Source organism: Pedobacter sandarakinus, from assembly GCF_026240095.1.
GTDB classification, from domain to species: Bacteria; Bacteroidota; Bacteroidia; order Sphingobacteriales; family Sphingobacteriaceae; genus Pedobacter; species Pedobacter sandarakinus.
This window is the reverse complement of sequence record NZ_JAPIVG010000008.1, coordinates 32,908-57,474: the sequence shown is the minus strand read 5'-3', so window position 1 is coordinate 57,474 and position 24,567 is coordinate 32,908. Positions and strand designations below refer to the sequence as shown.

Genomic DNA, 24,567 nt, shown 5'->3' with positions numbered 1-24,567 from the left:
TGCTCATGATTAGAAAATTACTTTTTATTTCAGTTTGTGCCCTAATCGGATTAATCTCTTCCACATCAGCCCAACAGATTCTTAAAAAAGATAGCGTTTCCAGGCCTCAGAATAATATTTTCATCAATACAGATACTACTGCAGTGCCTTCTATTTATGAAAACCCATTGCTAATGGGGCAAAATTATATTTATAAACTTCGTTTAGATTCGATTACCAAAACTGTACCGTTGCCTTATAATGAATATGTGCAGCAATACATTGATATCTATGCCAAACGGAAAGATATGTTTGGTAAGATGATGGGATTGGCGAATTACTATTTTCCAATTTTCGATAAGGCACTTAATGATTTCAATATCCCACAGGAGATAAAATACCTTACCATTGTAGAATCGCAAATGAATCCCCATGCCATATCTAGGGTGGGTGCTACAGGAATCTGGCAATTCATGTTTGGGACAGGCAAAGCTTATGGCTTAAAAATGGATAACTTTGTTGATGAACGTAAAGACCCTATCCAGGCCAGCTATGCAGCGGCTGCGTATTTCAGAGATGCATATGAAGAATTAGGCGATTGGTTATTGGCTATTGCAGCTTATAATTGTGGCAAGGGTAATGTTACCCGGGCAATGATTAAGGCAAACTCCCGGGATTTTTGGGAAATTCGCCAGTTTTTACCCAAAGAAACGAGAAATTATGTACCTGCATTCATTGCTGCCATGTATGTAATGCACTACTCTGCCAAGCATCAAATTACCGCACAGGCTTGCAACATGTTCTTAAAAACGGATACCGTACAAACTAATCGTTTTGTCTCACTTGCAAATTTAGCCAAAGCTTTAAATGTTGATGAGACCGCACTGTTTGCACTCAACCCGTCTTATAAGAAAAAGATTGTAAATGGAACAGATGAAGATCCTAAGCGTATTGTGATGCCTAAACTTAGAGATATTGATTTTGCAAGTGTTTATGAGGTGCTAAATGAAGGCGATGTAGAAGGAAGTACTCAAATTATTCAGGCCAGCACAGACGATGTCAGGGATTTAAGAAAACTCCATGCAAAAACTGTTACAAGCAGCTCGGTGGTTTACCATAAGGTGGTGCAAGGTCAAAATTTAACAACGGTTGCTAATAAATATGGTGTAGAGGTTCAGGATTTGCGTGTATGGAATGGCCTTAAAAGCAAAACCATTGTTCCTGGCCAGAAGCTGAAAATTCTTGCAAGAAATGTAAATCGCTTAAAGCCGCCGGTATCCTATTTAAGTTATAAAGTTAAAGTTGGAGATACCTTGTCGGAAATTGCCGAGAAGTTTGATGGTGCAACCGTACAGAGTATAAAACGCGACAATAAACTTAGCAAAGCTGGTTTGCAGGCAGGCATGGTTTTAAAGATTGGTAAAGGGTAAGCTCAACGGCACATCTTAACGTTTCTTAAGCGCTTCGTGAAAATAATCTATTTGCAGTTCCAAAAACCACCAAGTTTTTGATCTGGCCAATCAGTTTCTATGAACAGGATTCTCTATTCTATCCTCCTTTTATTTTCTAATCTTACCTTGGGTCGCAGCTGTTTGGACATTTAGGTAATAACTTAATTACTATTATATTTATTTTCTGCCCAATAAAAGAATTGTACCTTTGCAGCGTCACTAATAAGTTACGTAATGAGTAAAACCACTAGAAAGCAAGATGCGCTTGATTACCACTCGCAGGGCCGTCCGGGAAAGATACAAGTAGTACCAACCAAACCTACTAATTCGCAAAGAGATTTAACTTTAGCGTATTCTCCAGGCGTTGCAGAGCCATGTTTAAAAATTGCTGAAAATACAGAAGATGTTTATAAATATACCGCCAAAGGCAACCTGGTTGCGGTAATTAGTAATGGTACTGCCGTTTTGGGCCTTGGCGATATTGGTCCGGAGGCAGGCAAACCAGTTATGGAAGGCAAAGGTTTATTATTTAAAATCTTCGCTGATATTGATGTGTTCGATTTGGAATTGGACACCAAAAATGTTGATGAATTTGTAAAGATTGTAAAGGCTTTAGAGCCAACGTTTGGAGGCGTAAACCTCGAAGATATTAAAGCACCAGAATGTTTCGAAATCGAACGTCGCCTGAAAGAGGAGATGAATATTCCGGTGATGCATGATGACCAACATGGTACTGCTATCATATCTGCTGCTGCGTTGCTAAACGCTTGCGAAATTATCAAGAAAAAAATGGACAAGATAAAAATTGTAGTGAATGGCGCTGGCGCCGCTGCAATTTCTTGTACCAAGCTGTATGTTTCTTTAGGTGCAAAAAAAGAGAACATCGTTATGTGCGATCGTTCTGGTGTAATTCGCAAAGACCGTGAGGTATTAGATGCGACGAAAGCAGAGTTTGCTACCGCTCGTAACATTAGCACGTTAGAAGAAGCGATGAAAGATGCTGATGTTTTTATCGGTTTATCGTCTGCCGATTGTGTGAGTGCACAAATGTTGCTTTCAATGGCGAAAAACCCTATCGTTTTTGCTATGGCTAATCCTAATCCTGAAATAGCTTATGAGCTAGCCATTAAAACGCGTAAAGACGTAATTATGGCCACTGGCCGTTCAGATTATCCTAATCAGGTTAACAACGTATTGGGTTTCCCGTATATTTTCCGCGGAGCGCTTGATGTACGTGCAACGAGCATTAACGAACCAATGAAAATTGCTGCGGTAAGAGCCATTGCAGAATTGGCCAAGAAATCGGTGCCTGAAGCCGTAAACTTAGCTTACAATGCCCGTAACCTAAAGTTCGGTAAAGAATATATTATCCCAAAACCAGTTGATTTCAGGTTGATAACCGAAGTATCTACAGCCGTTGCTAAAGCTGCTATCGAAAGTGGTGTCGCAAGAAAAATTATTACTGATTGGGATGCATACAATGAGGAGTTGCGTAAACGCTTAGGCTTGGATGATGCCATCATGAGATCGATTACCACCAAAGCGAAGACCGATCCTAAACGTGTGGTATTTGCTGAAGCTGATAATTATAAGATTTTAAAGGCAGCACAGATTGTTAAAGATGATAACATAGCTATTCCAATCCTTTTAGGAAATAAGGAGAAAATACAATCTATTATCGATGAGCATGCGCTTGAGCTAGATGGTGTGGAGATTATCGATCAGATGCAAAATGCCGAAAAAACCAAGCAGTATGCAGAAGCACTTTATAAGAAACGCCAGCGTAAGGGAATTTCTTTGAACGATGCGACCAAGTTATTGAGAGATCGGAACTATTATGGTGCATCTATGGTAGAATTCGGCGAAGCTGATGCCATGATTTCTGGTTTAACTAAAGACTACGGATCTACCATCAAGCCTGCTTTACGAGTAATTGGGGTTGATCCAAGCGTTAAGCGTGTGGCGGGTATGTACATGATGATGACTAAAAAGGGGCCGGTTTTCTTTGGAGATACTACTGTTAACGTAGATCCAACGGCTGAAGAGTTGGTAGACATTACCTTATTGTTAGATAAATCTGTTAAACAGTTCAATATCAAACCACGTATCGCATTGTTATCATACTCTAACTTCGGTTCTAACGATGGTGTTACACCAAATAAGGTGAGAGAGACGGCTAAACTCTTGCATAAGAATCATCCAGAGGTTATTGTAGATGGCGAGATGCAAGGAAACTTTGCTATCAACAACGATTTATTGAAAGAAAATTTTCCGTTCAGTTCGTTAGCAGATGCCCCCGCAAATACCTTGGTTTTTCCTAACCTGGAATCTGGCAATATAGCTTATAAATTATTGCAGGAATTGGGTGGTGCAGAGGCGGTTGGTCCGATTTTATTAGGCTTAAACAAACCTGTGCACATCGTGCAGTTGGGTAGCTCGGTTAGAGAAATTGTAAATATGGTAACTATTGCTGTTGTAGATGCGCAGGCAAAAGAAGAAATTGCAGGAACTTCGAAACGAAAAGGTATATTTACAAAAACAACTAAGAAGTAATCAATTTATTACCAGTTTAAAAGCTGGTAATATATAAAAATCAAACATTCATGTACGCCTATATCGATGGTAAATTAACACATAAAAACCCAGCGTTTGTTGTGGTAGAGGCCGGAGGTATAGGCTATCATATTAATATTTCTTTAAATACTTATAGTGCATTAGCTGATGCAGAAAGGTGTAAATTATATACCTGGCTATATGTAAAAGAAGATGCACACACTTTATATGGTTTTGCGGATGAGGGCGAGCGTCGTTTATTCTTGCATCTCATATCTGTATCTGGCATCGGGCCAAATACCGGAAGAATGATTTTATCTTCCATCACCCCGGTAGAAATTCAGACAGCTATCGTTAAAGCCGATTTACCTCTAATCCAGCGAATTAAAGGCTTAGGTGCAAAAACCGCACAACGCCTGGTTTTAGAATTACAGGATAAGCTTAAAAAAGAAGGGGCAGACTCATTAATTTCTATGCCGCTGCACAATACCGTGAAGGATGAAGCGTTATCTGCATTGGTAATGCTCGGTTTTGCCAAACAAACTGCCGAAAAAACTATAGATCAGATTTTAAAAGTTACTGAGGGAACACTTTCGGTTGAGCAACTAATTAAACAAGCTTTAAAAAAATTATAGATCGTAACGCCTTTGAAGAGAATTTCTACACTCCTATTTCTCATCCCTTGTTTTCTATTTGCTACCAAAAACGCTTTCTCTCAAGTTGTTCCAGGCAAAGCGGATACTGCTGCGTCAAAAAATAATTTTAGCCTCCGAGAAAAACAACTTCTAGGCATTAGTCCTTCAACAAACCCATTCTATCCTCTGCCAAATAACATCAGGCGGGTGGTAGAATATGATGCTAAAAATAAACGATATATTGTTAAGGAACTTATTGGCGATAAGTATGTTACGCAAACACAATACCTTACTCTTGATGAGTACTCCAGGCTTGTAAATAGCGAAGTTAAACGGGGTAACTGGCGTAGTATCTCCAATGCTGAGGTAAGCGATTTCAGAAGTACAGGAATCATTCCGAAAATACAGGTCAATAGCAAGGCTTTCGAAAAACTTTTTGGTGGAAGCACGATAGATATCCAGCCGCGTGGCGAAGCTGAACTTACCTTCCTTGGTCGTATTAATAAGAATGAAAATCCTTTATTTAACGAGCGTCAACGTGTGCAAACCAACTTCGATTTCAACCAAAGGATTCAAATGGACCTGGTTGGGAATATCGGAACGAAACTTAAGATCAAAAGTAACTACAACACCGAAGCGCAATTCGATTTTGAAAATCAGATTAAGCTCGATTATACCGGCGGACCGGATGATATTATTAAAAAGATTGAGGCTGGTAATGTAAGCTTACCTTTGAATACAAGCCTAATTACAGGTACGCAGGCACTTTTCGGCTTGAAAACGCAACTTCAATTTGGTAAACTTAACGTTACGAGTGTTTATACCCAACAGAAATCTCAATCGAGGGAATTGCGCATTACCAATGGTGCCCAACAAAATGAATTTAGCATCAGTGCCGATAGCTATGAGGCAAACAAGCATTATTTTCTAGCACAATATTTCAGGAATAATTACAATAAGCACCTGGCAAATGCGCCGATTATTACATCGCCCATTCAGATTACAAAAATAGAGGTTTGGATTACCAATAAGGCAGGTAATACCACTGATTCTAGGGATGTATTAGGCTTCTTAAATTTGGGCGAAAACCAACCATTTAACCCAGGCTCAATAGTTGGGGGAGGTTCAGCACTTCCAGCCGGTACAACCGCTACGGGTTTTCCCCAGCAATCGAATACTTTATTGGCAAGTCTCCCTGCAGATGCAAGGCTAACCAACTCAAATGCCATCATTCCGTTTTTCCAGGGAAATGGTGGTCCAGATCAATATGCAAAGCTGATCTATGCCAGAAAGTTAACAGAACGCGAATTTACTTTCCAGCCGCAGTTGGGCTATATTTCGTTGAATAATCCGCTAAACGCTGATGAAGTTTTGGCTGTTGCTTACCGTTATACATACAATGGAGTGGAGTATCAGGTTGGGGAATTTTCTACAGATGTTACTTTTGATGCAGCCAATCCCAAAGTGCTGTATGCCAAATTGCTGAAAAACGAAACCACTAAGATAAACCTACCTACCTGGGATTTGATGATGAAAAACATTTATTCCATAGGTGGATATCAAATCAGCCCGTTAAATTTTAAGCTTGATATATTTCGAATTGATAATGAAACCGGGGTAGAAAAACCTATCATGACCGAGGGTCAGAATACAGCCAACAAACAATGGATTTCTTTAACCGAATTTGATCGCTTAAACCAGCAAAATGAAAAAAAACCTGATGGTATTTTCGATTTTGTGGCGGCAAATAATGCCTTTGGCTCATATTTTTCTAATAATGCCACATCAAACAATCAATTTGGGTCTGGTCTATCGCCATCTGGTTTGGCTTCCTTAGTTAATAACACCAACACTGGTTATATTACTATCGATCCTGCAAACGGTCGAATTATTTTCCCTATTATAGAACCATTTGGCAACGATTTGGCCAACAAGTTCTTGCCTAGCGAACAGGCTTTGATTGATAAATACACCTTCAGGGCACTTTATGATTCTACGCAGACCATCGCCCGCCAGCTGTTTCAAAACCAGAACAGGTATTTTATTAAGGGACGTTACCAATCTGAAGTTTCTTCTGAATTTAGTTTAAATGCCATCAACGTTCCCGAAGGATCGGTTAAGGTTTTTGCCGGAACAATGCCCTTGCAAGAAGGGGTAGACTATACAGTAGATTACCAGGGCGGAAGAGTAAGCATCATCAATCAGGCATTGCTTACATCCGGACAGCCGATTAGAATTACAACAGAAAACAACGAACTTTTCGGCTTGCAACAGCGTTCGCTTTTTGGAACCCGACTAGATTATCGGGTAAACAACAAGCTAAATCTAGGTGGTACCTTAATGAACTTAACTGAAAAGCCCCTTACGCAGAAAGTAAATATTGGTGAAGAGCCGATTTCAAATACCATTTGGGGTGCAGATATTAATTATAGCTCTCCTTCGAGGTTTTTAACCAAACTGGTTGATAAATTACCTTTTCTATCTACCAAAGCGCCGTCTAACGTAACTTTTTATGGCGAATTTGCGCAGTTGGTACCAGGGCATCCAAGGGCTTTAAACTTTGCTGGAAGTAAAAACGGAGTTAGTTATTTAGACGATTTTGAGGCATCAAGATCTATCATCGATTTAAAGAGCGCCATATCATGGCAACTTTCGGGCACTCCTCAAGATTTTCCGGAATCGCAGTTGGTTAACGATTTGGCTTATGGCTATAACCGTGCTCGGGTTGCTTTTTACAATATCGATCCTACATTTTACAATTCCAACGCTACTACTACGCCAAGCAATATCAGGAATAACCGTAACGAACTTTCTAACCACTATGTTCGGCAAGTTATAGAGCAGGAAGTTTTTCCGTTCAAAGAAACGGCAACCGGCCAGGCGCTAAATATTACCACTTTAGATGTGGCTTATTACCCAACAGTTCGCGGTCCTTATAACTATACCACTACAGGTTTTGGTAACGACGGAAAGTTAACCAACCCCAAACAACGATGGGGTGGTTTTCAGCGGAAAATAGAAACCAATGATTTTGAGGCGCTTAATGTTGGTTTCATCGAAATGTGGGTTTTAGATCCATTTATCTATAATAGAAACAACCAGGGGGGCGATGTCTATTTTAACCTGGGAAATATTTCAGAAGATATTCTAAAAGATGGTAGAAAATCATTAGAAAATGGTTTGCCCGCTACCAATGATCCATCGAAGTATGATGAAACCAATTGGGGGAGGGTACCTAAACTGCAGCCAGTAATACAGGCTTTTGATAATGATCCGGATGCAAGGAGGGCGCAGGATGTTGGTTTAGATGGTTTATCAGATGCCAACGAGAAAGCCAAATTTGCCACAGCTATCAATCAAATTAAATCGCAATTGAATGCAACTGCTGCAGCAGAAATTGATGCTGACCCCTCTTCTGATAACTACTCTTATTTTAGAGGTCCGGCATTAGATCAAATTAATGCAGGAATTTTAAAACGCTACGAAAAATATAACGGCCCTGAAGGAAACTCAAAAACATCGCAGCAATCCCAGGAAGAATTGGGATTAGAAAACTCTGCTTCTACGGCTTTGCCAGATGGAGAAGACATCAACAGGGATAATAACATGACCCAAAGTGACGAGTATTATCAGTATAAAGTATCTATGCGTCCGAATGATTTGGTAGTGGGTCAGAACTTTATTACAGATAAGGTAACCTCGCAAGTTAGACTAGCAAATGGAAATACCCAGGCTGTAACCTGGTATCAATTTAGAATACCCATTACCCAGTACGAGAAAAAAGTTGGGAACATTCAGGATTTTAAATCCATCAGGTTCTTTAGAATGTTTCTGACAAATTTTGCGGATACTGCAATTATGCGTTTTGCAAAGCTACAACTGATACGTGGAGAGTGGAGAGAATTTAATGCGAAGAATGTTGCCGACCAAGTAATTGTTGATCCGAATTTACCAGCATTTACGCCAGACAACTCTACGGTTGAGGTTTCTACAGTCAATATTGAAGAAAATGGTAGAAGAACACCAATTCCTTACGTTACGCCTCCAGGTATTTTACGCGAACGCGATTATAGCAACTACCGTGGAGATACCCGTTTAAATGAGCAGTCTTTAGCTGTTACGGTTAAAAACTTACGTGATGGTTATGGAAGGGCGGCATTTAAAACAGCATATAGCGATTTCCGTTCTTACAAGCATCTGGAAATGTTTATTCACGCAGAGGCGATCAATAATGATAACCTAAGCGATAGGGATGTGTCTGCATTTTTAAGGATTGGTACAGATAACCAGGATAACTATTACGAATATGTAATGCCTTTGAAAATTACCACACCGGGCACGAGTGATCCTGACGCGATTTGGCCTGAGGCTAACAGGATGGATATTGATTTAACGTTCTTTCAAAATGCCAAGCTTGCCAGAAATGTAGCCAGACAAGCAAATGGCCAGCCTTGGCCAATAAATGTGCCGTTCCCTTATACCGATGGTGATAGAACCATTTTGGTTAAAGGACAACCAGACATGAGTAAGGTGAGAGTTTACATGATGGGAGTTAGAAACCCGTTGAGGAATGCCAACACCCTGGAAAGTGATGATGGCCTAGATAAAAATGTGGTGGTTTGGTTCAATGAATTAAGATTAACAGAATTTGATGAGCAGGGCGGTTGGGCCGCAACAGCGAGATTGAATTTGAAGCTGGCTGATTTTGCAGATGTAAACGTTTCGGGTAGCAAATCTACCATTGGTTTTGGTTCTATCGACTCTAAAGTTAGCGAACGTAACAGGGCAGATAATGTTCTGTTAGATGTATCTTCCGCAATGGAGCTTGGTAAATTTTTACCCCAAAAATCGGGTGTAAAGATTCCAATGTTTGTCAATTATTCCAAGCAGGTTTCTACTCCACAATATAACCCACGTACGCCAGATATCGAGCTTAAAAATGCGCTTGATCAATCTTCCAGGGCTCAGAAAGATTCCATTCTAAACTTTGCGCAAGACTATACCGTGCGGCGTGGAATAAACTTTACTAATGTTAGAAAAGAGCGGGTAAACAATGCCAAGCCTGTTCGTTTGTGGGATATTGAAAACTTCGCAGCAAGCTATGCTTTTACACAGTATAATCACAGGGATTTTATCAACCAAAGCAGTATCCAAAATACCTATCGGGCATCATTACAATATAGTTATGCCAAGGAGGCCAAAGTATATGCACCTTTTGAGAAAATTATAAAATCTAATACCCTTGCCTTGCTTAAAGATTTTAATTTCAGCATTCTGCCAAGCGCCATTAACTTTAGAATTGATGTAGATCGATTATACGCAGAAAATACCCTGCGCAACAATGATCCAAACAATGCTATTCCGGTATTTCAAAATGGTTTTGGTACCACTTTTAATAAGAATTTTAGAATGAGCAGGATCTATGGAATTGCCTGGAACCTGACCAGATCCTTACAGCTAGATTTTAATGCGACAAACTATTCTATTATCGATGAGCCTGATGGCAGAATTGACGGCATGAAGCGAGATACCGTTTGGCAAAACTTAAAACGCTTGGGTAGGACTACCGACTACAACCACAACCTAAATGTAACGTACACATTGCCAATAGAGAAAATACCTGGCTTTAATTGGCTTACGGTGAAAACGAGGTATGGCACCAATTTCAACTGGCAAACCGAACCTTTATCTACCCTTTTAGATCCGAATATAAATTTAGGTAACACGGTTCAGAACAGCAGGAATATCCAGGTAAACCCAACATTGAATTTTACAATGCTGTATAATAAATTTGGATTTCTACGCAATGCAACAACCAGCAATGAAACTTCTGGAAAGTTTAAGAATTTCTTCATCAACCTGCTTACCAGCGTTAAAAATCTAAATGCAAATTATGTGCAAACCAAAGGTATTTTCTTGCCTGGGTATTTGCCAACTACAAAATATTTCGGAATTGATAATGTAACCGGCGCCCCTGGCTTAGGCTTTGCCTTCGGTAGCCAACGAGACATTCGCGATATGGCCCTAAACAATGGATGGCTAACTACCGATACCTTGCAAACTCAACTTTATGTAAATACCCTTCGTGAAGATTTACAGTTTACGGGTTTGATCGAGCCGATCCGCGATTTACGTATTACCATTAGGGCAAGCAAAGCGCAAACCAGAAATTTCTCTTCCAACTTCAGATATCTGGCGAGTACCAATAGTTTTGAAAATTTGAGCGCCATTACCACTGGCGATTACAGCATCTCTTACATTGCCTTGGGAACTGCATTTAAAGAGAAAAACTCGAGCGTAGTTTCCACTTTATTTAACCAGTTTATGGCAAATCGAATTATTATTTCGAAACGCTTAGGTGCCCAAAACCCTAATTCTGCTGGTCAAAATGCTGGCTTTGCGGATGGTTATGGCAAGGAAAGCCAGGATGTTCTAATTTCCGCTTTTATGGCCGCTTACACAGGCAAGGATGCAGGATCTTCAAAATTAAACTCATTTCCACGCATACCTTTGCCAAACTGGACTTTAACTTATAATGGCTTAACTAAAATTCCGTTTATTGCCGATCGTTTTTCATCGGTAGATATCAGACATGGCTACCGCTCTGCGTATAACATCAACGGCTTTAACTCCCTACTTCGCTATCAGGAATCGAACGGTTTTTCCGTAAATCGTGATGCCAACAATAATTTCTTACCAGAATTTCAATTTGCGCAAGTAACGGTTTCAGAATATTTTTCTCCATTAATTGGTGTAGATACCCGATTTAAAAACAACCTCACAGCCAGTTTAGAATTAAACCGCTCGAGGTTGTTAGGCTTAAGTTTAGCCAATAGCCAACTTGCACAGTTATCAGAAAACAATATGGTTTTAGGCTTGGGCTACCGTACCAATAAATTCCGTTTCCCATTTGGCCTGTTTAAGAGTTTAAAAATGGATAACAATATGGATTTTAAATTGGATGTTGCCATTCGCGATAATAAAACGGTTATCTATCGTGCCGATTTGCTGGAGGCAGAAGTTTCCGGGGGATCGAAGAACATCAGCTTAAGGCCAAGCGTGGATTATGTACTTAACCAAAAGTTTAATATAAGGCTTTTTTATGATTCGAACATTACCAAGCCGTATACATCTCAAACCTTCAACACGTCATTTAGCAATTTTGGTTTTAGTTTAAGGTTCACGTTGAATTAGGAATGCTAGCCCGGATGTGTAAAGTATTGATTTTGAACTTTTCGAATCTTTGATAACTTTCACCTAGAACCGTAAGCTATCAATTTTATCAGGTACAAAGCAGACTGAAGTATGGAAGTCTTCGCGTTGGCGATTTTGTTTTTAAACCTAATTTTAACATGCACTACAAGCCATCAAAGCCTACATTAAAATGCTGAGCCATCCATCCCTTTTGATGAATAAAACATAAAAAACAAAGTGAGATTTAGCTTTGTAGAAGTAGTTATTTTTCAAATGCACAAAAGGATTCGGGAATCTTATTAGAACCAGCCTTCTTTTGCATCTCTGCACCCCAAAATTTTAAATGGAAGCTAAATCAAATTGCTAAAAGCAAAACTAAATTGTACTTTTGAGGCACTAAGGTAGCCAATTGTAATTAAACCATTAGTGTATACAATTAGGCATGCCACTTCGAGGCTAAAAACATAACATATTCATAATCATCAATTAAATAACAATGAATTTTCCATCAGAATTAAAATACACTAAAGACCACGAGTGGGTTAAGGTAGAAGGTAACGAAGCTTATATCGGTATTACTGATTTTGCTCAACGTGAATTGGGCGATATCGTTTATGTTGATATCAATTCAGTTGGCGAAGAAGTTGCCAGAGAAGAAGTTTTTGGTACAGTTGAGGCAGTAAAAACAGTATCTGATTTATTTATGCCAGTAACCGGTACTGTATTAGAAATTAATCAAGAATTAAACGACAATCCAGAACTGGTAAATTCAGATCCATACGGAGAAGGTTGGATGGTGAAAGTTTCCTTATCAAACCTAACAGAGGTTGAAGATTTATTGACAGCAGATGCTTACCAATCTTTGGTAGGTGCTTAATTTAAATAGTTTGTACAAAGCACTAAAACATCAAAAGTGGGCCATATTTTGGACGCTGATTATTTTAGTGCTTTGTAATATCCACATGCCCGATACTGGCGGCGGTGGCTTCTTCTTCGAGGGTTTCGATAAAATGACTCACCTCGGTTTCTTCTTTATCCTCTCTGTATTGCTATTTTACGGCAAAATTAAATACCAGCATAGTTATGGCTTTAGAACGCTAACTATTTTTAAGATTTTACTAATCAACGCAATAATTGGTGGCGGTATAGAGTTATTGCAATGGAAAGTTTTTACCTATCGCTCTGGCGAGTGGTGGGATTTTGCCTGCGATATGCTTGGCGCATCAATGGCTGTATTCAGTTATGTGTTGCTTCATAAATTAAACTTCGATGAAAAAAATAATTAGTTTACTCCTTTTTACTATTTGCATATCGCTTGGTGGATGTAGCATTTTTAAAAAAGACTGCAATTGCCCAAAAGTTTACTACAAAACTTATCCTTCCCAAAATAGGCGGTAATGCCTGCCATAGTACCTACGGCAACATCTTAGTTGCTGTATTTAAAATGTTACCAAGCTTTTAACACATCTTAACAAACCTTTAAGCATTTGCCTAGTCTGATAGCTTAGTTTTGTACATATTATCTAATTTTAATGAAAAGGAACGTTCAAAGGGCAATCTTCATTGTTCTTATTTTTTGTGGCTATATCGCTCAGGCGCAAAATTCTGGCTCCATAACCGGGAAGGTTATCAATGCCAAAGATAAAAAACCGGTAGATTTCGCTACTATAGCTGTTAGAAACTTAAAAGATTCATCAGTAGTAGCATCGGGGCAAACCGAGCCGGATGGTACTTTTAGCTTTAAAGCTATTGCCCCCGGTAAGTACAGGATTTATGCCGCATTCTTAGGTTTAAAAACAACAACAAAAGATGTTGAGGTAGCAAAAGCTGCTGTAAATGCTGGTGAAATTGCTATGGGTGATGATGGTGTAGATTTAAATACGGTAGATGTTACGGCTAGCATTCCTGTGGTTGTAAAAACAGATACCTTAGAATTTGATGCAAAATCTATAAAAGTACGCGAGAATGCAGTTGTAGAAGATGTATTGAAGAAACTTCCTGGAGTGGAGGTAGCAAAAGATGGCAGTATTAAGGCGCAAGGTGAAACCGTGACCAAAGTAAAGGTAGATGGTAAAGAGTTCTTCGGTACCGATCCTCTATTGGCCACTAAAAACCTCCCTGCAGATATGGTAGATAAAATTCAGGTGATTGATGAAATGTCTGAGCAGTCGCAATTTTCTGGTGTTGATGATGGTACGCGAAGCAAGATTTTAAACATTACTACAAAAGCCGGGATGAAAAAAGGGTATTTCGGGAATAGTACCGTGGGCTATGGTACACAAGACCGTTATGATGCCAGCATCAACGTAAATAAATTTGATAACGACCAACAATTCAGCGTGATTGGACAATTCAATAATGTAAATAAGCAAAACTTTGGCCAAGGAAATGGCGTAGGTAATGGCTTCGGTGGCGGTGGTCGTGGTAACTTTGGAGGTGGTGGCAGCGGTGCTGGTAGTGGTGGTATCACCAATACCAATGCAGGTGGTTTAAACTTTTCTGATACTTATAAAGATGGTACCCAAATTCAGGGAAGTTATTTCTTTAATAAGTCTGATGTGTATAACCAACAAACCAGTTTTACTCAAAACCTGTTGGGTAATAGGGTTACAACCGTAAATAATAATTCAGATAACAATACCGACCGCATTAACCATCGTTTTAATTTTATGATTGATACCAAATTGGATTCTTCAACCACAATAAAAATCCAACCTAATGTATCTTACACCGAAAGCGATGCGACGAATTTAAGCGACTATAACAGAAATTTGTTACAAGCTCAAACAATTGGTTCGCAACGTTATCTAAGCAGTAGCTCTACGCCAAACATCAACAATAATTTATTGATTCGTAAAAAGTTTAAAAGAAGAGGCAGGACCTTATCTTTGAATGTAAATACTTCAATTAACAACAATGATGCAGATAACTTCAACAGGATTCATGAAACCAACACCATCAATTCAGTTGTAACATCAAATTTGTTAGACCAATTAAACAAGGTAAATACCAACTCCATTAACAACACATCTCGTTTGGTTTACACCGAGCCGTTATCTAAAACCACTAGTTTGGAATTTAACTATCAAAACGGTTATAGCCACGACAACCAAGGTAGGCAGGTTTTGGATTTTAACTCGGCAAGTGGTCAGTACGATTTAGTAAACCTGGATTTTACTAACCTTTACGAAAACCAAACCCTTACAAATGCTGCAGGAGTGAGTTATACCACCAACGAGAAAAAGTATAACTGGAATATTGGTTTGGCTGCACAGCAGACCAATAGAGAAAATACCAACCTTACAACGGGTATGGTTAGAACACAAAATTTTTTAAACCTAACACCATCCGCAAATTTCAGGTACAACTTCAGTAATTCGAGAAGGTTGAGCATCCGTTACAGGGGAAATACACAACAGCCAAGTATTAATCAAATTCAACCTATTCCAGATAACACCAATACACAAAGCGTTTTCGTAGGTAATCCAGATTTAAAACCATCATTTAATAATAATTTAAACTTCAACTACAACAACTTCGATTTTGCGAAGAGTAGAATGTTTTTTGTTTTTGTAAATTTAAGCCAAACCTTTAATGCCATTGGTAACCAGAGCCAATTGGTTACTAATCCATTAGATTCTAACTATGGTAAAATTAGAACCACTTATGTAAACGTAGATGGGGTATATGCTGGCAACGCCAGTGTTAATTTAGGTTTGCCTCTGCTGCCAGAGCGCAAATTAACGCTCAACGCATCGTTAAATGCTAATTACAATAGAAACGTAAACTTTACCTCTGGCAATGATAATCCAGCGGATTTAATTAGAAACATCACCAACGCATGGACAATCACTAACCGTTATAATTTCGTAACCAACTTTGATAAGTTTGATTTAACAGGAGGAATTTCGGGCACCTATAATCGGGCTACTTATTCTGCTCAACCAAATTCAACTACTAACTATTATACCATCAATCCAACTTTCGATGTCAGCTATGTTTTTCCGGGAAATATACGTTTTGCAGTCGATTTAGATTACATTAAGAACACAGGGCGTGGAGAGGGTTACAACACTCAATTTACCTTGGTAAATTCTTACATCAGTAGACAATTCTTTAAAAATAGGGGTACTTTTAAAATTGCAGTTAATGATGCCTTCAATCAAAACCAAGGAATTAGCAGAACGGCAAACAACAATACCATTACCGATTTAAACTACAATGTATTAAAACGTTATTATATGTTCTCATTCACTTATTCTTTAACCCGCATCGGCGGAAGAAATATGAGTGGTGATATGCAAATGCCTGGTCAGGATGGCGGGGGCGGCAGACGCATGAGAATGTAAGTCAGAGATTTTAAGGCCCGTTTAATAATAAGCGGGCCTTTTTATTTTGAAGAAAATTAATTGTCTAAACGACAATTATGTATTTCATTTGTTACCTAACGTAAGTAAACCTTTTTAAAAACGCTAAGTCTTTAAAGCGTAACCATTAACTAGCCGAATGAAACAAATCTTTACGTTCTTCTTCATCATTATTTGTTCTTTTAACGCCATTGCCCAGAAAACGGGTTCGGTTAGTGGTAGGGTTATCCAGTCTAAAGATCGGCAGCCTATCGATTATGCCTCAGTGGCAATTAAAAACATGGCAGATTCTACCACGGTAGGTGCGGTAAGTACTGAAGAAAACGGAAGTTTTGTTTTCAAAGGTCTTAAACCGGGAAACTACAGGCTTTATGCAGCATTTTTAGGTCTTAAAAATACCAATAAAGATTTTATAATTTCTGCTGAAAAACTAGATATAGCCATTGGCGATATCGTGTTGGAAGGTGGTGCTATAGATTTGCAAACGGTAGAAATTAAGGCTGAAGTTCCGCCAATTGTGGTAAAGAAAGATACTTTAGAATTCAATGCCAGCTCTTTTAAGGTTGTAGAGAATGCCGTGGTCGAAGATTTATTAAAGAAACTGCCTGGCGTGGAGGTAGATAAAGCTGGGGCGGTTAAAGCCCAGGGCGAAACCATCACCCGGATAAAAGTAGATGGGAAGGAATTTTTTGGTAACGACCCACTGCTGGCAACCAAGAACCTTCCAGCAGATATGATAGATAAAATTCAGATCATCGATGAACTTTCAGACCAGGCACAATTTACAGGAGTAGACGATGGATCGCGAACAAAAATCATTAATATCACCACAAAGAAGGATAGAAAACACGGCTACTTTGGTAATTCTACTGCGGGCTATGGTTCCGATGATCGGTATGATATTAACGCCAATATCAACCAGTTTAATCAAGACCGTAAACTAAGCGTGGTTGCCCAGTTCAACAATGTAAACAGGCAGAACTTTGGAGGTGGTTTGGGCGGTGGTAATGGTGGCAGCAACGGCGGACGAGGAGGTATTACGGAAACCAATGCCGGAGGTTTTAACTTCAACGATACCTATGCCGACGAAACCGAGCTTAGCTTAAACTATTTTGTTAACAGATCGGAAAACTTGATTTTACGCAATAGCGTTACTCAAAACCTTCTAGGTGATGTAACCACTATTTTCAACAATAATCAAATTAATAATTCGAGCCGCCTAAATCATCGGTTAAATTTTATGATCGATACCAAGCTTGATTCACTTACATCCCTTCGGGTACAACCCAATTTAAGCTACACCAATAATGAGGGTTTAAATTCAAGTGAGTATTCCAGAGATTATAGCACTTACATGATAAATGGTTCACAAGCGCTTACGAACCATAGCACATCACCGTCTATCAATAACAATATACTACTACGCAGGAAATTTAAGCGCAGGGGCCGAACGTTATCTTTAAATTTAAATACCAGTATCAATAACAATGATGCGGCTAATTATAATCAGAATAACGAAACCAGAACCCAGGGAACAGCAATTACACCCAAAAATACCAACCAATTTAATGATCAGGCAAGTGAATCCTTAAACCAAAGCACCAGGTTGGTTTATACCGAACCACTAGATAAAACTTTAAGTCTAGAGTTTAACTATCAAAACGGCTACAACCATAACAAATCAGACCGATTTACATATAACTTCAATCCAGCCACGCTACAATATGATCTACTCGATCAAACCTATAGCAATGCTTATGAGAATACAATTTTAGTAAATACTGCAGGTTTCAGTTTCAACAAAATGGCTAAAAAATACAATTGGAATGTGGGTTTTGCCGTTCAAAATACCGATAGAACGAATAATAACGTTACTCAAGGTTTTGTATTGAAGCAAAATGTTTTTAATTACACGCCATCGGCCATGTTCAGGTATAATTTCAGCAATAGCAAACGCTTTGTAATTAACTATAGGGGAAGTACCAACCAACCAAGTATACAGCAATTACAGCCTATCAGAAATAATACCAATACGCAGAACGTTCCAATTGGTAACCCAGATTTAAAGCCAGAGTTCAATAACAACTTGCGACTGTCTTTTAATACCTATACCGTTGGTAAAAACAGGTCGTTATTTGTAAACTTAAATCTTACCCAAACAAGTAATAGAATTGCCAATAGCGTTAGTTTAATCCCAACAGGTCCAGACCAGGGTAAACTTGCTATCCTCCCAGTCAATGTAAACGGTGTTTACTCCGGGTCATTAAATTCATCTTTGAGTTTACCACTTATGGCCGAAAACAAATTGAATTTTCATGTTAATGTGGGTGCAAATTACGATCGCGATGTAAACTTTACCAATTCCTTGCGAAACATCACCAATGGCTGGTCTATCAGTAATGGGTATCGTTTGGTTTCTAACCTCGAACAATTAGATCTTACAGCAGGTATTAATGGATCTATAAACCGTGCAACCTACTCAGAACAGCCAAATTCCAACACACGCTTTTATACCTTCAGCCCCAATATTAGTGTAAGCTATTTATTTCCTGGCAACATTCGTTTTGCTATAGACGCAGATTATAACCAGAATACAGGCAGAGGTGAAGCATTCGATACTCATTTCACGCTTTTAAATTCCTATATCAGTAAACAACTTTTTAACAATAGAGGTACGCTAAAGGCTGCGGTAAATGATTTATTGAACGAAAACCAAGGCGTAAGCAGAACGGCAAATAACAATACCATCAGAGATGAAAGTTACAATGTTTTGAAACGCTATTTCATGTTTTCCTTCACATACTCGCTCAATAGAATGGGGGGAAAAAACCGAATTCGAAGAAATGAAGATGGCGGTGGCAGAAATCGTGGCGGTGGCTCTGGCGGCGGTCGCCAGCGAAATTAAATCATTGTGGCGTAAAAGCACTTATTTCCTTCATTCATCACCATATCTTATTTGGAATAAATCTAAAGAAAGATTAACTTGCGCTAAATTTAGCATCAGCCTTCATTTTTAACATTTTCGTTTTTAAATGAGGCTCATGAGCAGTTAATAACTAAAGCAGGCAGATGAAACTTTCACATCTAAAGATTGGCGAAAAAGGAGTCATTGTAGCTTTTACAGATTTAGACATGTCTGTAAAGCTCATGGAGATGGGATGTTTGCCGGGCGAAATGGTGGAAGTGGAACGGTTTGCGCCACTTGGCGATCCAATGGCTATTCGCGTTGCTGGTTACCAGCTTTGTCTGCGTAAAAGCGAGGCTGAAGTAATCATCATTCAATAAATAACAAGGGTTTTGGATATTAAAGTTGCGTTAGTTGGGAACCCCAATACAGGTAAATCTACTCTGTTTAATCGCCTTACAGGATTAAACCAAAAGATAGGTAATTTTCCGGGCATCACTGTTGATAAGAAAACAGGTTTCATGAAATTTGTCGACGGTAGATCGGCGAGCGTAATTGACTTACCCGGAACATATAGTTTGTATCCTAAAAGCAGCGATGAACGCATCGTTTTCCAGGTTCTGGCCGATGAGAAAAATGCTAGCCATCCAGATGTGGTGGTGCTGGTAGTAGATGCCTCCAACCTAAAGCGTAATATGCTGCTTTATTCGCAAGTTGCAGATTTAGGTATTCCAACCATATTGGCTTTAAACATGATCGACCTTTCTGAAAAACAGGGGATCAAAATAAATGTCGATAAACTGGCAGAACGTTTGGGGGTGCAAGTAGTTCCTATTTCTGCTAGAAATAACATTGGCCTGGATAAACTTAAACAGGCCATTACCAATACCAATAAAATAGCCACCCAATTGCAAGAGGTAGATGTAAATTTCCTCGCACCAGAGGCTATCGATTCGGTAAAAGAGAAGCTTAATACCACTAGCGATTACTATGCTTTACAAGTACTCCATCAACACGAATATTTAAACTTCTTTTCCGAACAGGAGCAGCATGATATAGAAGCAATCGAGCAATTACATCAATTCGAATCTTCGAAAGTGCAGGCGGCAGAAACAATTGCCCGCTACAAATACCTCAGTACCATTTTAATTGGTGTAGTTTCAGATGTGGGTATGGCGAAGAAGTTTGTCATCAGTGATAAGTTAGATGCCATTTTAACCCACAAAATATGGGGATTGGCAATTTTTCTATTAATCTTACTGGTTATTTTCAATGCCATATTTGCTTGGTCTAGCTACCCCATGGAGTGGATTGAAACCGGCTTTGGCTACCTTACCGCATTGGGACACGAGTACTTACCAGGTGGAATGTTAACAGATCTTTTGCTCGATGGTATCATCGCTGGTTTAGGCGGAATATTTGTGTTTATTCCGCAAATTGCCATCCTTTTTGCATTTATCTCTATTTTAGAAGACACGGGTTACATGGCCCGGGTTACCTTTATGATGGATAAAATCATGAGTAAGGTCGGATTAAATGGTAAATCAGTAGTGCCTATGATTGGGGGTTTGGCTTGCGCCGTTCCATCTATTATGGCGGCCAGGAATATCGAAAACTGGAAAGACAGAATCATAACCATTATGGTAACGCCGTTAATAAGCTGTTCTGCCCGCCTTCCGGTTTATATCCTCATCATCTCACTCATTATTCCATCGCACAAAATCTTTGGAATTTTCAATATCCAGGGCTTAGCACTAATGATTATGTACTTGGTTGGTGTATTTGCCGCGGTTATTGTAGCATGGGTAATGAAACTCATCATCAAAACCAAAGAGCGGGCTTACTTCATTATGGAGTTGCCTGTTTACCGTATGCCAAGGTGGAAAAACGTATTCTACACCATGTACGAGAAATCAAAAACCTTTGTATTTGAAGCAGGAAAAGTTATCATTGCCATATCCATTATCTTATGGGTAATGGCATCCTTCGGACCAGGCAATCGCTTTCAACAGATAGATCAAAAATATCAGGCACAGTTATCGGGTAACAACCCCGAAGCTGCCCACATCCAAACCCTTGTGGCTACAGAGAAATTGGAAAACTCTTATGTTGGCATTTTAGGGCATTGGATAGAACCGGCCATAAGGCCACTTGGCTACGACTGGAAAATAGGTATTGGGTTAATTACCTCATTTGCCGCACGCGAAGCATTTGTGGGCACCATGGCAACCATTTATAGTGTAGATGGTGGCGATGCAGACACCTCTACCATCAGAGAACGCATGTCTGCGTCTATAAATAGCCGTACAGGTTTGCCAGTTTATACTTTTGCCACTGGTATATCGCTGATGCTTTTTTACGCCTTTGCCATGCAATGTATGAGTACAGTTGCCATTGTTTACCGTGAAACCAAGGGCTGGAAATGGCCCATTATTCAATTGGTTTACATGACTGCAATGGCGTACCTTGCTGCATTAGTTGCATACCAATTCCTAAGTTAAATACAAAAATTAGAAGAGCAGGGAAACTGCAACGAGCTGACGAACGTCCCGCTTTCCGTTTTACTTCACCCTCCCTTTCAGTACGGGCTACGTGCTCACTGCAATCGGGTCTAAACAGTTAGTTCAATGCAACTATTTAAAAACCATTGCACATCCTATCCTCCAGCATTCCACCTTGAAGCCTTCCGCCTTCAGCACCTGTTGCTACCCTAGTTCTATCTGGCGCTTAATGCTTTCTTCTAAAGAAATAAGAGTCTCTGTACGTTGTATGCCATTAACTGCCTGAATTTCCTCATTTAACACATGGCGCAAGTGGTTAGTATCTCTACAAATAATCTTCGCAAACATGCTGTAGGCACCCGTGGTATAATGCAGTTCAACTACTTCTTTAATGCTGCTTAGTTGAGCTACCGCATCTTTATACTGTATACCTTTCTCTAAATAGATACCGAGAAATGCACAGATATCATATCCTGCCTTCTGCGGATCAATAATGAGGTGAGACCCCTTAATAATGCCCATTTCATGTAATTTCTTCATTCGCACATGTATTGTTCCGCCAGAAACAATCAAATCTTTTGCAATTTCGGTGTAAGGCTTTGTGGCATCCTGCATCAATTGTTTCAAAATATCGATGTCGAGGTTGTCAATTTCTAAATTGGAATTGTCTTTTTTAAGCATATTTTTTAATAATGATAAGCGAATTTAGCAATATTTATGAATATTATAAAAATAAAATTAAATGTTTAAAATATTTGCAAGGTATTACATGTTCCTTTACATTTGTATCAAGCAATTAACAAAAGGGTACGTTCTTTAAACGATTGCAAAACATACTGTAGGGTGGTGAAACAGGCAGACACACCTCCTTGTCTCGGTGGCGGAGAAAATGGGAAAACCAGCAATGGCTAACTACTCCTTGAAGGTTCGATTCCTTCCCCTACAGCACTAAAGTTGTAAGTTACAGTTTTAAGTTATACGTTTCGCATATGGAAACCTTACTTATAATGTAAAACTTGTAATTATAGTAATAATGTTGGGTGGTGAAATTGGCAGACACGCCTCCTTGTCTCGGTGGTGGGGAATAATGGGACAAACGCAGTTTATTGGGTTGACCACAATTAATTTTTTGAACTGTAGCTAACTACCCCTTGAAGGTTCGACTCCTTCCCCAACAGCATTTTTTATGAATAATAAGTTAGTTAATTGAGCAATCCTGGATAGGTTGCTCTTTTTCATTTAAAGAAGATTTGCTAGCAACAATTCTCCCATTATTGTTATCTTGACAGCTTATTAATTATTGTGTGAGACATACTCATGAAGAAAAGAGTTTCAATTAAAGATATTGCCAAACAACTTAACGTTTCCATTACTTCTGTTTCTTTCGTTATTAATGGGCGTGCTAAAGAAATGAACATTAGCGATGCACTAGCTAAACGCGTAATGGATTTAGTTGCCGAATTAAATTATCAGCCGAATTCATTGGCTACAAGCCTGCGGACCGGAAAAACACGTATTTTAGGTTTCCTGGTAGACGATATTTCTGAACCTTTCTTTTCTGGCTTAGCAAAGCATATTGATGAAATTGCTTCTGAACTGGGTTATAAAATTCTTTTCAGCAGCACCAGAAACGATACCAAGAAAGCAACAGAGCTGCTTCAAATTTTTAAAGACAGACATGTTGATGGTTACATCATGGCGCTACCTGAGGGTTTAGAGGAAGAAATAAAAAAACTCATTGCAGCCCATGCACCAGTTGTATTGTTCGATAGATCGGTGCCAGAAATTGATACTGATTATGTGCTGATTAACAATAGACACAGTACGGCCACAGCAACGAAACACCTCATCAGTAACGGTTATCAGAAAATAGGTTTCGTAACCATAGATACTCACCAACAGCAGATGATTGATCGGCTTAATGGTTATGAACAAGAGATAGCCAATCATAAACTGCCGGCCACAATCCTGAAGATCAATTATACATCCTCTGCCAAAGCCATCGAGGAAATGACTCAATTTTTTAAAAATAACAAACATTTAGAAGCCGTTATTTTTGCTGCCAATTACATAACTTTAGATGGCTTACGTACCTTCAAGAAACTCGGATTACGCATTCATAAAGACTTAGCTGTAGTATCATTCGATGATTTTGAAATCCTTGAGTTTTGTGATCCCCCGGTTACAGCCATTGCCCAGCCTTTACGTGCCTTGGCAGAAAACATCATGAAAACATTGATGAACAGACTCGAGAACGCTACCCATGTTACCAGTTACAAGGAGATTGTTGTTCCTACAATATTTAATATAAGAGAGTCGAGCAAGAGATCTTTAACAAAAAAAAAGGGAACAGATTAATCAGCTGTTCCCTTTGATATTGTAATGTCGGTTATTATACCGTCATTACATCTTTTTCTTTAGCTTCAGCATGTTTATCTACCTTCACAATGTATGCGTCGGTTAATTTCTGAACCTCACCTTCACCAGTTTTAATTTCATCATCAGACACGCCGTCGCCTTTTAACTTTTGTATTTTAGTATTGGCATCTTTACGAATATTACGTACTGTAATTCGGCCACGTTCTGCTTCTTCTTTAACTTTTTTCACCAAATCCTTTCTCCGTTCTTCTGTTAAAGGTGGTACAACCAAACGAATAACAATACCATCGTTCTGTGGGTTAATACCAATGTTAGCTACCTGAATAGCTTTTTCTATTGCGGTTAAAAGCGATTTTTCCCAAGGTTGAATTACAATTGTTCTGGCATCTGGTGTGTTAATGCTGGCCACCTGAGCTAATGCTGTAGAGGCACCATAGTAATCTACAAAAATACCGTCAAGCATTCCTGCAGACGCTTTACCAGCTCTTATTTTAGTTAATTCAGCTTCACAATGATCGATGGCTTTGTCCATAGAAGACTGCGCATCCATTAATTGTAATTGTATGAGTTCGTTCATAATGTATGTATTTCTACAAAAGTAAT

13 protein-coding genes and 2 tRNA genes are annotated in these 24,567 nt (G+C 39.1%); 13 read left to right on the top strand and 2 right to left on the bottom strand.

Going from position 1 to position 24,567, the window contains the following annotated elements:
• Positions 1–5 precede the first annotated feature (5 nt).
• The 10 genes from OQ268_RS17430 (at position 6) to feoB (ending at position 21,585) form a co-directional block, all read left to right on the top strand.
• Positions 6–1,409 (top strand): lytic transglycosylase domain-containing protein, encoded by a 1,404-nt coding sequence (locus OQ268_RS17430; protein WP_265858074.1) that lies wholly within the window; start codon positions 6–8, stop codon positions 1,407–1,409.
• Between the two features lie 255 nt (positions 1,410–1,664).
• Positions 1,665–3,983, top strand: coding sequence for an NADP-dependent malic enzyme (locus OQ268_RS17425; RefSeq protein WP_265858072.1), 2,319 nt, complete (start codon positions 1,665–1,667; stop codon positions 3,981–3,983).
• Positions 3,984–4,033: 50 nt separating this feature from the next.
• Positions 4,034–4,618 (top strand): Holliday junction branch migration protein RuvA, encoded by a 585-nt coding sequence (ruvA, locus tag OQ268_RS17420; RefSeq protein ID WP_265858070.1) that lies wholly within the window; start codon positions 4,034–4,036, stop codon positions 4,616–4,618.
• 12 nt (positions 4,619–4,630) lie between these two features.
• Positions 4,631–11,812 carry a T9SS outer membrane translocon Sov/SprA gene (sov, locus tag OQ268_RS17415; RefSeq protein WP_265858068.1) on the top strand — a complete coding sequence of 2,394 codons (7,182 nt, stop codon included), beginning with the start codon at positions 4,631–4,633 and terminating at the stop codon, positions 11,810–11,812.
• 496 nt (positions 11,813–12,308) lie between these two features.
• Positions 12,309–12,689, top strand: coding sequence for a glycine cleavage system protein GcvH (gene gcvH, locus OQ268_RS17410; protein ID WP_265858065.1), 381 nt, complete (start codon positions 12,309–12,311; stop codon positions 12,687–12,689).
• A 10-nt stretch (positions 12,690–12,699) separates the two neighbouring features.
• Positions 12,700–13,098: a VanZ family protein gene (locus OQ268_RS17405; RefSeq protein ID WP_265858063.1), complete on the top strand. Its 399-nt coding sequence runs from the start codon at positions 12,700–12,702 to the stop codon at positions 13,096–13,098.
• 246 nt (positions 13,099–13,344) lie between these two features.
• A complete protein-coding gene (locus OQ268_RS17400; protein WP_265858061.1) occupies positions 13,345–16,161 on the top strand; it encodes an outer membrane beta-barrel family protein in 2,817 nt (938 codons plus the stop codon).
• Between the two features lie 157 nt (positions 16,162–16,318).
• Positions 16,319–19,084, top strand: a complete 2,766-nt coding sequence (locus OQ268_RS17395) for an outer membrane beta-barrel family protein (RefSeq protein WP_265858059.1) — start codon at positions 16,319–16,321, stop codon at positions 19,082–19,084.
• A gap of 164 nt (positions 19,085–19,248) precedes the next feature.
• Positions 19,249–19,464: a FeoA family protein gene (locus OQ268_RS17390; protein WP_265858057.1), complete on the top strand. Its 216-nt coding sequence runs from the start codon at positions 19,249–19,251 to the stop codon at positions 19,462–19,464.
• A gap of 12 nt (positions 19,465–19,476) precedes the next feature.
• Positions 19,477–21,585, top strand: coding sequence for a ferrous iron transport protein B (feoB, locus tag OQ268_RS17385; RefSeq protein WP_265858056.1), 2,109 nt, complete (start codon positions 19,477–19,479; stop codon positions 21,583–21,585).
• 204 nt (positions 21,586–21,789) lie between these two features.
• Here the strand turns inward: feoB and OQ268_RS17380 are convergent, their stop codons facing one another.
• Positions 21,790–22,266, bottom strand: coding sequence for an Lrp/AsnC ligand binding domain-containing protein (locus OQ268_RS17380; protein WP_265858054.1), 477 nt, complete (start codon positions 22,264–22,266; stop codon positions 21,790–21,792).
• A 156-nt stretch (positions 22,267–22,422) separates the two neighbouring features.
• Between OQ268_RS17380 and OQ268_RS17375 the strand changes: the two genes are divergently transcribed.
• The 3 genes from OQ268_RS17375 to OQ268_RS17365 all read left to right on the top strand — a co-directional run bounded on the left by OQ268_RS17375 (position 22,423) and on the right by OQ268_RS17365 (position 23,943).
• Positions 22,423–22,531, top strand: a tRNA-Asp gene (locus OQ268_RS17375).
• 88 nt (positions 22,532–22,619) lie between these two features.
• A tRNA-Asp gene (locus tag OQ268_RS17370) sits at positions 22,620–22,763 on the top strand.
• 139 nt (positions 22,764–22,902) lie between these two features.
• Positions 22,903–23,943, top strand: a complete 1,041-nt coding sequence (locus OQ268_RS17365) for a LacI family DNA-binding transcriptional regulator (RefSeq protein ID WP_265858052.1) — start codon at positions 22,903–22,905, stop codon at positions 23,941–23,943.
• A 34-nt stretch (positions 23,944–23,977) separates the two neighbouring features.
• Here the strand turns inward: OQ268_RS17365 and frr are convergent, their stop codons facing one another.
• On the bottom strand, positions 23,978–24,541 hold the full coding sequence (gene frr / locus OQ268_RS17360; RefSeq protein ID WP_265858050.1) for a ribosome recycling factor: 564 nt from the start codon (positions 24,539–24,541) through the stop codon (positions 23,978–23,980).
• Positions 24,542–24,567: the final 26 nt, after the last annotated feature.

Coding starts and splice junctions, on each gene's coding strand:
- OQ268_RS17430 (WP_265858074.1), top strand. CDS start 6: ATGATTAGAAAATTACTTTTTATTTCAGTTTGTGCCCTAATCGGATTA.
- OQ268_RS17425 (WP_265858072.1), top strand. CDS start 1,665: ATGAGTAAAACCACTAGAAAGCAAGATGCGCTTGATTACCACTCGCAG.
- ruvA (WP_265858070.1), top strand. CDS start 4,034: ATGTACGCCTATATCGATGGTAAATTAACACATAAAAACCCAGCGTTT.
- gcvH (WP_265858065.1), top strand. CDS start 12,309: ATGAATTTTCCATCAGAATTAAAATACACTAAAGACCACGAGTGGGTT.
- OQ268_RS17400 (WP_265858061.1), top strand. CDS start 13,345: ATGAAAAGGAACGTTCAAAGGGCAATCTTCATTGTTCTTATTTTTTGT.
- OQ268_RS17395 (WP_265858059.1), top strand. CDS start 16,319: ATGAAACAAATCTTTACGTTCTTCTTCATCATTATTTGTTCTTTTAAC.
- OQ268_RS17390 (WP_265858057.1), top strand. CDS start 19,249: ATGAAACTTTCACATCTAAAGATTGGCGAAAAAGGAGTCATTGTAGCT.
- OQ268_RS17380 (WP_265858054.1), bottom strand. CDS start 22,266: ATGCTTAAAAAAGACAATTCCAATTTAGAAATTGACAACCTCGACATC.
- OQ268_RS17365 (WP_265858052.1), top strand. CDS start 22,903: ATGAAGAAAAGAGTTTCAATTAAAGATATTGCCAAACAACTTAACGTT.
- frr (WP_265858050.1), bottom strand. CDS start 24,541: ATGAACGAACTCATACAATTACAATTAATGGATGCGCAGTCTTCTATG.